Below are 603 nucleotides of genomic sequence, written 5' to 3' on the forward strand. Positions count from 1 at the left end.
AGAGCCCGATTCAAAAGTTTATCAAGCGTAGCAGTACTTTGCGGTACGTCGCACGATCATGCGGATGGACGCGATCTGTGCCCATGCGGTTGAGGAAGCGATGGAGGTTTCCCAGTCCTTGGCCAATCGTCGGCAGCGGCCGAGCCATGCGAACGTCCGTTCGACGACCCATCGGCGAGGCAGAAGCTGGAAGCCTTTTGCGGTATCGGATCGCTTGATGATCTCGAGGGTCCATTTGCCGATGGGCGCCAGCGCATCCCGGATCTTGTCGCCAGCATAGCCGCCATCGGCGAAGACGTGCCGCAACCATGGGAAGCGAAAGCGCACCGTCTTCAGCACATCGACGGCCCCGTCACGGTCCTGGATGTCGGCGGCGTGGACCAGGATGAACACCAGAAAGCCGCAGGTGTCGGTGAGGATATGCCGCTTCCGTCCTTTCACCTTCTTGCCGGCATCATAACCGCAGATTCCGCCACTTTCGGTGGTTTTCACGCTCTGGCTATCGATCACGCCGGCGCTGGGGTGTGCGTCGCGCCCCTCGATCTCGCGCAGGTTCATCACCAGCACGGTGTTGATCGTCTCGAACAAGCCGATGTTCCGCCA

The 603-nt window shown here is 60.4% G+C and carries 1 protein-coding gene; it reads right to left on the reverse strand.

What is annotated here, in order from left to right; genetic code table 11:
- Positions 1-21: 21 nt before the first annotated feature.
- On the reverse strand, positions 22-603 hold a 582-nt coding region (locus IEW98_RS16060), incomplete at its 5' end, for an IS5 family transposase (protein WP_188764537.1).

Source organism: Sandarakinorhabdus glacialis (assembly GCF_014643455.1).
Lineage (GTDB): Bacteria > Pseudomonadota > Alphaproteobacteria > Sphingomonadales > Sphingomonadaceae > Sandarakinorhabdus > Sandarakinorhabdus glacialis.